Source organism: Mesorhizobium sp. M5C.F.Cr.IN.023.01.1.1 (assembly GCF_003997585.1).
In the GTDB taxonomy this organism is placed as follows: Bacteria; Pseudomonadota; Alphaproteobacteria; order Rhizobiales; family Rhizobiaceae; genus Mesorhizobium; species Mesorhizobium wenxiniae.
This window is the reverse complement of the sequence record NZ_RZSU01000177.1, coordinates 1-8,390: the sequence shown is the minus strand read 5'-3', so window position 1 is coordinate 8,390 and position 8,390 is coordinate 1. Positions and strand designations below refer to the sequence as shown.

The following is an 8,390-nucleotide window of genomic DNA, read 5'->3' as shown; positions in this document are numbered from 1 at the left end:
GCCGAGACCAATGAAGGCTGCTCGCCCTCGCAGCATTGCGGCAATCTCCCCGAACACGATCCCATAGGCGATGGCCAGGATCAAATGCACGATCACGCCAGCGATGCTGGCCGTCAGGAGCGGGTAGCCGGGATCGAGAGCTTCCGGTCCAAGCGCGATGGCGCCGATCATGCGCAGGGGCATGAAGAACGCTTCCGCCCCCATCATGAACGCACTCGCCGTCATTTCGAACGCCGCAAAGACGATGCCTGCGACAATGCCCGCAACGGCCCCCTGCTGGAGACCCCATCGGATGTCGCGCGGCGTCACCGGCGTGTGGATGTAATCACGGAAAGCCATAACACTGCTCCCTGTTCTGGACGCAGACTCATCCGCAAAATCAATGCCGGGCACGCGTCGGCGGTTCCGGGCGTCCGGTACAATTCACGAGGATTTGATTGAAGTTGATGTTTCTCACGCCGAGCGGGCGGTTCGGCCCTTCGCCCGCATCGACGCTGCAGCCATGCAGCTTCCCCACGACTGCCCCAATCCAGCTATTACCTCGCGCGAGACCTCAGCTGGCTCCATAGATCGTAGCCCGCAAGGAGGACGCCGATGCCGACCGCAACGCCTAGATCGGGATGCGGGACGAACCGGATTACGACGCCGAAAAACCCCAGAAAGACAACAAACGCCAAGACGGCCAGGAAGCGGCTCAAATTCATCTATTGTCCTCCACTCGCCGCGGCATCCTCGTCTCAGCCTCCGTAGATCAGGTTGGGCAGCCCGTACACGATCTGCGGGAAGATGTAGATGATGACCATGCACAGGATAACGATCAGCATATAGGGCATCATTCCGCGGAAAATATCCGAAAGCTGAACATGCGGCGGCGAAATGCCCTTGAGGTAGTAGGCCGACATCGCCATGGGCGGCGACAGAAAGGCCGTCTGAAGGTTGACCGCGACGAGCACGCCGAAAAACAGCGGATCGATCTCGAAATGCGCCAACAGCGGCAGGAAGATCGGAACGAAGATCACGATAATCTCGGTCCATTCCAGCGGCCAGCCCAGGATGAAGATGATGATCTGGGCGACGATCAGAAACATCAACGGCGACATGTCGAGGCCGGTGACGAAATCGCTGATCAGTTGCTGGCCTCCCAGATAGGCAAAGACCGAGGCGAAGGTCGCGGAACCGACGAACAGCCAGCACACCATCGCGGTCGTGCGCGCCGTCAAATAGACGGACTCCTTCAGGCGTTGCCACGTCAGGGCCCGGTAGGCGGCGGCCAGCACCACGCCGCCGAGCGCGCCGATGGCGGCAGCCTCGGAAGGCGTGGCGAGACCGAAGAGAATAGCGCCGAGCACCGCGAGGATCAGGACCGCCAGAGGGACGAAGGACGTCAGCAGCATCCAGCTGATTTGCAGGACCGAATAGTGCCCTACCTCGTCTCGGGTCGGCTTCGGCGCCGCCTGCGGCTGCAGCACCGCCTTCGCCACCACATAGATCAGATAGAGGCCGGCAAGCAGCAGTCCTGGAAGCAGGGCTGCAGCATACATACGGACCACCGAAACTCCCGCCGTCGCGCCATAGACGATGAGCAGAATGGACGGCGGAATGAGGATGCCGAGGGTTCCGCCCGCGCAGATCACTCCCGAGGCATAGCTGATGTCGTACCGCGCCTTCAGCATGGCGGGAAACGCCAGCAGGCCCATGAGTGTCACGACCGCGCCGACAATGCCAGTAGCCGTTGCGAAAAGGGTAGAGGTGATGAGGGCGGCGACCGCCATGGAGCCAGGAATGTGCCGGGTGGCGATATAGAGGGTGCCGAAAAGGCGCTCGATGATGTTGGCCCGCTCGACGATGTAGCCCATGAACAGGAACAGCGGGATAGCGGTCAGCACGTCGTTCGAGATCACTGAATAGGTCTGATTCACGAACAGATCGAAAATGCGGTTGTTGAAGAAGCCGCCGATCCAATGCTCCGTAAGCGTCCAGGCGTCGGCACCATCCTCAACCGCCCGTTCGTAGGCGCGCCACATGCGCACCGGATTTAAATAAGCGTAGTAGCCAAAGGCGACCCCGAGCGCCATCAAAGTGAACGCAACCGGGAAGCCAAGGAAGATCGCCAGAAGCAGAATGAGCAGCATCGCGACGGCGACCTGAGGATCGCTCACTTGTCTTCTCCGTCGCGGTCGGGTTCATTGTCGGGGTGGAGGAATGGAAGGTCGACTGCTTCCGACCCGTGATGCAGAACATCGAGCGTCTTGGCTTCCATCAGCACCTTCTCGGTCTCTTCCACGTCTTCAGCCGCGCGCGGCCATGTTCCGGTTCGTAGACAGACGACGCAGCGGAACACCTGAGCAATCCCCTGCACGAAGAGCAGAATGCCTGCCGCCACGATGACGGTCTTGAACTGGAAGATCGGAATCCCGGCCGGACTGTTCGAGCTTACCTCGAGATAGCGGAAGCTGCGTGCGGCATACTTCCATCCAGCCAGAACCAACGCCGTCACGCCTGGGAAGAAGAAGATGAAGTACAGGACAAGTTCGACCGCCGCTTGCACGCGCGGCCTCCACAGACGGTAGACGAAATCGCCGCGCACATGCCCGTCTCGCGACAAGGTGTAGGCGCCGGCCATCATGAACATAGTGCCGTAGAGCATGTAGCTGAGGTCGAATGCCCACGCGGTCGGCGCGCTGAACAGGTATCGCACGACAACTTCATAGCTCACGCCGAGCGTCATGATAACGACGCTCCACGCGAACACCTTTCCAAACCAGGCCGAAAGTTCATCGGCGAATGCAATGTAACGGAGCATGTCTCGGGTTCCGTCAGATACAATCCGACGATCCGCAACCGCCGGATTTGCCGAAGCGGAGGCGCGAATTAGAGCTTCAGCTTGCCGGGGAAGTAATGTTCGTATGCCAGGGTCAGGTCGGCTGAATTCATAAGCTCGTAGTAGACAACGCGTTCGACCCATTGGCGCTGGCTATCGAGCACCCGCTTCATGAACTCATCCGCCTCCAGCGTCGGGATGATCTTGTCCCAAGCCTGGAGTTGTGCGTCGAGAATCTCCTTGGAGGTGCGGTGCACGGTGACACCGTGCTCGGTCTGCAGTTTCTGCAGGTCGGCCGAATAGTTGTCGAGGGCGACTGCGGTGGTCGCGGTGCTGGCCGCCTCCACGCCATATTCGAGGATGGCCTTCAAATCGTCGTCGAGGTCGTCGAATACGTCCTTGTTGAACAGGAATTCGAACGACTCGCTCGCCTGATGGTAGGACGACAAGATATAGTTCTTGGCGACGTCCTGCGAACCGAAGCGAAGGTCGGATGACGGATTGTTGAATTCGAAGGCGTCGATAACCCCGCGTTCCATTGCCGGCACGATTTCACCGCCGGGCAGTTGCGCCACGCTAAAGCCGAGGTTCTGCATGAGATCGGCGGCAAGACCCACCGTCCGGTACTTGAATCCCTGCAGTTCGGCGGTGGTCGTGACAGGATTCTTGAACCAGCCGAACGGCTGCGCCGGCATCGGGAAGCCATAGAAGCCGACCACGTTGAGGCCCATGATGTCCTGCGTCAACTCGCGGTAGAGATCCTTGCCGCCGCCCTGGTGGAACCAGGCGAGCATTGTGGTGGCGCTGCCGCCAAACACAGGGCCAGTTCCGAAAAGCGACGCGGCCTTGTGCTTGCCGTACCAGTAGACGGGGACGGTATGCGCCGCGTCGATGACGCCGTCATTGACGCCATCCAGCACCTGGAACGCGCCTACGACCGCACCCGCGGGCAGGAGCTCGAACTTCAGCCGGCCGCCCGACATCTTTTCGACGCGCTCTATGTATAGCCGCGCGAAATCCATCCAGATGTCCGACGCAGGCCAGGAGGTCTGCATCTTGATGGTCACCGGCGCCTGCGCCAGTACGGCCGGGGCCGAGAGCGTCGTCGCTGCAGCCGCACCGGCCGTGATGGCGGTGGACTTTTCCAGGAACCCGCGACGCGAGATTTTCTTGTCGGACATTTACTCCTCCCACTGTTGTAAACTCTTCTGTCACAACCAGAATATGCAAACTCGCCCTTCACGCAACCAATTTCGCTGCCGGTGACATCGGACCTCGGGCATCTGGTCCGGCACAAGCGCCACTGTGTTTCCGCATCCGACTTTTTAGTAGTCGGCGCATATTCTCCATCTGGTTCCCATAACAAATCTAGGACTGCTGCGCAGGCTGCCAAGGCGGTCGTAACGATCCCCAGTGTTGGCCGTCCGCGAAAGGACCCTGTTTATGGAAGCATGGGCCCCTTGCTCGCAGCTTGGAAAACGAGATTGAGGTCAATCGGACCCTCTGATCCTCCACCTCACGCCGCCAGCACCGCCTGATCCAGCCCGCGGATAATCTTGGCCAGTTCGACACATTCGTCGTGCCGGACCTTGTTGCGCCGCCAGCCGAGGCAGATCGTGCGCTGCGGCATCGGTTCCTGGAACGGCACGATCTTCAAATCGCGCATAGCGCTGGCCGGCCCTGCGGCCATTTCCGGGATGAGTGTGACGCCGAGCCCGTGCGCCACCATCTGCAGCAGCGTCGTCAGGCTGGTTGCGCCATAGCTCGCCATTGCCACCGGCCGCATGCTGCCGCAGACGGCAAGCGCCTGTTCGCGCAGGCAGTGGCCTTCCTCCAGCAGCATCAGCCTTTCCAAGGCCGGGCTTTCCGGCGGCACCGGCGGCGAGGCGAATGCGGGATCGCCGGCCGGCACGGCAAGGAAGAATCGGTCGGAGAAAAGCGGCTCGGTGATCAGCCAAGGCTGATCGAGGGGAACAGCCGCGATGAAGGCGTCGAGCTTTCCCAGGGCGGTGTCCTCAACCAGCGACGCAGTCACCGCTTCGCGCAATTCGAGCTGCAAGGCCGGAAAATGCCGTTTCAGCTCCGGCAGCACATGCGGCAGCAGATAGGGCGCCACCGTCGGGATGATGCCGAGCCGGAAGCGCCCTTCCATGGCGGGGCGGCCACGCCGGGCCGTGGTCTCGATCTCGCGGATATCGGCAAGAATGCGCTCGATGCGCGGCAGCATGGCTAGTGCCTCGTCGGTCATCCGAACCGATTTGCCGCCGCGCTCAAACAGCCGGCAATTTAGCCGCAGCTCCATCTCCGCGATCTGCGAGGACAGCGCCGGCTGACTGACGCCGGCTAGCTTCGCCGCGCGGCCGAAATGCAGCGTCTGTGCCAGCGCCTCGAAATATTGCATCTGCCGGACGGTGAGACCTATCATAAGGAAGACCTATCGCAACAAACAGGAAAGGCAATTTGTTTTTATCGGCAATGCAGCCTAGTCTGGAACCATTCCAGAATGGCGTGGCTCGGACCTGCCCGGAAACCCTGCAAAATCGGAGAGAAAGATGGACGCGAAAACCGACGACAACAGCGCGGGCAAATGCCCCGTCGCGCATGGATCCGCCAGAAGGACCAACCGTGACTGGTGGCCGAACCAGCTTGACCTCGCCGTTCTGCACCAGCAGTCGAGCCTCTCGGACCCTATGGGCGAGGACTTCGACTACGCAAAGGAGTTCAACAGCCTCGATCTTGATGCGGTGATCAAGGACCTGCACCATGTGATGACGGATTCGCAGGACTGGTGGCCGGCCGACTTTGGCCATTACGGGCCGTTGTTCATCCGCATGGCCTGGCACAGCGCGGGCACTTATCGCATAGGCGACGGCCGCGGCGGCGCCGGCGCCGGCCAGCAGCGGTTCGCGCCGCTCAACAGCTGGCCGGACAACGCCAATCTCGACAAGGCACGGCGGCTCTTGTGGCCGGTCAAGCAGAAATACGGCAGGAAAATTTCCTGGGCCGACCTGTTGATCCTCACCGGCAATGTCGCGCTGGAATCGATGGGCTTCAAGACGTTCGGCTTTGCCGGCGGCCGCGCCGACGTCTGGGAGCCCGAGCAGGATGTGGACTGGGGTTCCGAGACCAAGTGGCTCGGCGACGAGCGTTATTCGGGCGACCGCGAGCTGCACGGCCAACTCGGCGCCGTGCAGATGGGCCTGATCTACGTCAATCCGGAAGGGCCGAACGGCAAGCCGGATCCACTGGCCTCGGCACGTGATATTCGCGAGACCTTCCGCCGCATGGCGATGAACGACGAAGAAACCGTGGCGCTGATCGCCGGCGGCCACACGTTCGGCAAGACCCATGGCGCCGGAGATGCCGCTCTGGTGGGGGCGGAGCCAGAAGGCGCCGGCATCGAGTCGCAGGGCCTCGGCTGGTCGAGCAAGCATGCCACCGGCATTGCCGGTGACGCCATCACCTCGGGGCTCGAGGTCACTTGGACCACGACGCCGACCAAGTGGAGCAACAACTTCTTCGATAATCTGTTCAACTACGAATGGGAACTGACGAAGAGCCCGGCGGGCGCCCATCAGTGGACGCCGAAGGGCGGCGCCGGCGCGGCCACGGTGCCGGACGCGCACAATCCGTCAAAGCGTCACGCGCCAGCCATGTTGACCACCGACCTCGCTTTGCGCTTCGATCCCGCCTACGAGAAGATCTCGCGGCGTTTCCACCAGAATCCGGATCAGTTCGCCGACGCCTTCGCCCGCGCCTGGTTCAAGCTGACCCACCGCGACATGGGCCCGGTTGTCCGCTATCTCGGCCCGCTGGTGCCGAAGGAAGAGCTGATCTGGCAGGATCCTGTCCCGGCGGTCGACCACGAGCTGGGCGGCGAGCAGGATATTGCGTCGCTGAAGGCGAAGATCCTGGCGTCGGGCCTGTCGGTTTCCGAACTGGTTTCGACCGCCTGGGCGTCGGCCTCGACGTTCCGCGGCTCCGACAAGCGCGGCGGCGCCAACGGCGCACGCATCCGCCTTGCGCCGCAGAAGGACTGGGACGTCAACCAGCCGGCCGAACTGTCGAAGGTGCTTTCGAAGCTCGAAGGCATCCAGAACGAGTTCAATGCCGCGCAGACGGGTGACAAGAAGGTCTCGCTTGCCGACCTGATCGTGCTCGGCGGCGTCGCCGCGGTCGAGAAGGCCGCCAAGGACGGTGGCCAAGACGTCAAGGTGCCGTTCACGCCGGGTCGCATGGACGCCTCGCAGGAGCAGACGGACGTCCATTCCTTTGCCGCGCTTGAGCCGACCGCTGATGGCTTCCGCAATTATGTCCGCGGCAAGCAGCCGATGTCGACCGAAGCACTGCTGGTCGACCGGGCGCAGTTGCTGACGCTGACGGCGCCGGAGATGACGGTGCTCGTCGGCGGCCTGCGGGTGCTCGGCGCCAACGCCGGCAAGTCGAAGCATGGAGTGTTCACCGACAGGCCGGGCACGCTGACCAACGACTTCTTCGTCAACCTGCTCAGCATGAACACGATCTGGGATCCGGCCGCAGGCTCCGAGGAGGTGTACGAAGCCCGCGACCGCAAGACCAGGGAGGTCAGGTGGACCGGCACCCGTGCCGACCTGATCTTTGGCTCGCACGCGCAGCTGCGAGCACTTGCCGAAGTCTATGGGTCAGCGGATGCCGGACAGAAATTCGTCAGGGATTTCGTCGCGGCCTGGACCAAGGTGATGAACCTCGACCGCTTTGAGCTTGCGTGATCCCAGCGAAACGTTCTTTCCTCCCAACAAAAAAGGCGCGGGCGATGCCCGCGCCTTTTTTGATTGACCAAGAGGGTGTCAATCCTTCTCGAAGATGCGGGTCTTGGCAACCACGCCGGCAATGGCGCCGCCGATCAGCGGTGCGACGATGAACAGCCAGAGCTGGCCGATCGCGGCACTGCCCGAAAACAGCGCCGGGCCGATCGAGCGGGCCGGATTGAGAGATGTGCCGGTCACCGGAATGATGGCGAAGTGCAGTCCTGCCAGCGTCAGGCCGATGACAAGGCCGGCAAAGGCCGTCGTGTGGCTGCCGCTGGTGACGCCAAGGATCACCGTGACGAAGGTGAAAGTTCCGATCAGCTCCCACAGGAGCGCCGAGCTGACGCCCCATTTCGTCGTCTCCCAGCCATTGGCGCCGAAGCCGCCCGTATGGCCGCCGACCTGTCCGGAGACGATGATCCACAGCGCCAGCGACGCAATGATGGCGCCGATGATCTGTGCGATCCAATACGGGATGACGTCCTTGGCCTGCATGCGGCCGGCGAGGAACACGCCGAGCGTCACCGCCGGGTTGAGATGCGCGCCCGAAATCGGGCCGATTGCATAGGCCGCCGCAATCAGGCCGATGCCGAACGCAAGACCGATGCCTTCCTGGCCAAGCGGCAGCGCGCCGCCGAAGCCGCCCGTCACCACCGAAGCCGTACCGATGAACACCAGTAGAAATGTGCCTAAAACTTCCGCCAGATAAGTCTTCATTGCCCTCTCCTTGTAATTTCCCGCCGATCCGCTTGCAGTTCTTCGCGAATCACGCAGTGGAAGAC

Annotated in this window: 6 protein-coding genes and 1 pseudogene; 1 reads left to right on the top strand and 6 read right to left on the bottom strand. The window is 62.1% G+C overall.

Annotation, left to right across the window (positions count from 1 at the left end; genetic code table 11):
* The 5 genes and pseudogenes from EOA78_RS34095 to EOA78_RS34075 all read right to left on the bottom strand — a co-directional run.
* Positions 1–339: pseudogene (locus EOA78_RS34095) on the bottom strand (hypothetical protein); the annotation flags it as partial.
* Between the two features lie 398 nt (positions 340–737).
* Positions 738–2,159: a TRAP transporter large permease subunit gene (locus EOA78_RS34090; protein ID WP_127319970.1), complete on the bottom strand. Its 1,422-nt coding sequence runs from the start codon at positions 2,157–2,159 to the stop codon at positions 738–740.
* A complete protein-coding gene (locus tag EOA78_RS34085) occupies positions 2,156–2,803 on the bottom strand; it encodes a TRAP transporter small permease subunit (protein WP_127319968.1) in 648 nt (215 codons plus the stop codon). Before EOA78_RS34085 ends, EOA78_RS34090 begins: the two co-directional genes overlap by 4 nt.
* A gap of 68 nt (positions 2,804–2,871) precedes the next feature.
* Positions 2,872–4,002, bottom strand: coding sequence for a TRAP transporter substrate-binding protein (locus EOA78_RS34080; RefSeq protein WP_127319966.1), 1,131 nt, complete (start codon positions 4,000–4,002; stop codon positions 2,872–2,874).
* A 335-nt stretch (positions 4,003–4,337) separates the two neighbouring features.
* Positions 4,338–5,246, bottom strand: a complete 909-nt coding sequence (locus tag EOA78_RS34075; RefSeq protein WP_127319964.1) for a hydrogen peroxide-inducible genes activator — start codon at positions 5,244–5,246, stop codon at positions 4,338–4,340.
* A 127-nt stretch (positions 5,247–5,373) separates the two neighbouring features.
* On the opposite strand from EOA78_RS34075, the gene katG reads away from it, so the two are divergent.
* On the top strand, positions 5,374–7,569 hold the full coding sequence (gene katG, locus EOA78_RS34070) for a catalase/peroxidase HPI (protein ID WP_127319962.1): 2,196 nt from the start codon (positions 5,374–5,376) through the stop codon (positions 7,567–7,569).
* Between the two features lie 78 nt (positions 7,570–7,647).
* Here katG and EOA78_RS34065 read toward each other — a convergent pair whose 3' ends face one another.
* Complete coding sequence (locus EOA78_RS34065; protein ID WP_127319960.1) at positions 7,648–8,325, bottom strand: aquaporin; 678 nt, start codon at positions 8,323–8,325, stop codon at positions 7,648–7,650.
* Between the last annotated feature and the right edge of the window lie 65 nt (positions 8,326–8,390).

Bases quoted from the DNA above. Each gene is read 5' to 3' on its own strand.
- EOA78_RS34085 (WP_127319968.1), bottom strand. From the start codon at position 2,803: ATGCTCCGTTACATTGCATTCGCCGATGAACTTTCGGCCTGGTTTGGA.
- EOA78_RS34065 (WP_127319960.1), bottom strand. From the start codon at position 8,325: ATGAAGACTTATCTGGCGGAAGTTTTAGGCACATTTCTACTGGTGTTC.
- EOA78_RS34075 (WP_127319964.1), bottom strand. From the start codon at position 5,246: ATGATAGGTCTCACCGTCCGGCAGATGCAATATTTCGAGGCGCTGGCA.
- EOA78_RS34080 (WP_127319966.1), bottom strand. From the start codon at position 4,002: ATGTCCGACAAGAAAATCTCGCGTCGCGGGTTCCTGGAAAAGTCCACC.
- katG (WP_127319962.1), top strand. From the start codon at position 5,374: ATGGACGCGAAAACCGACGACAACAGCGCGGGCAAATGCCCCGTCGCG.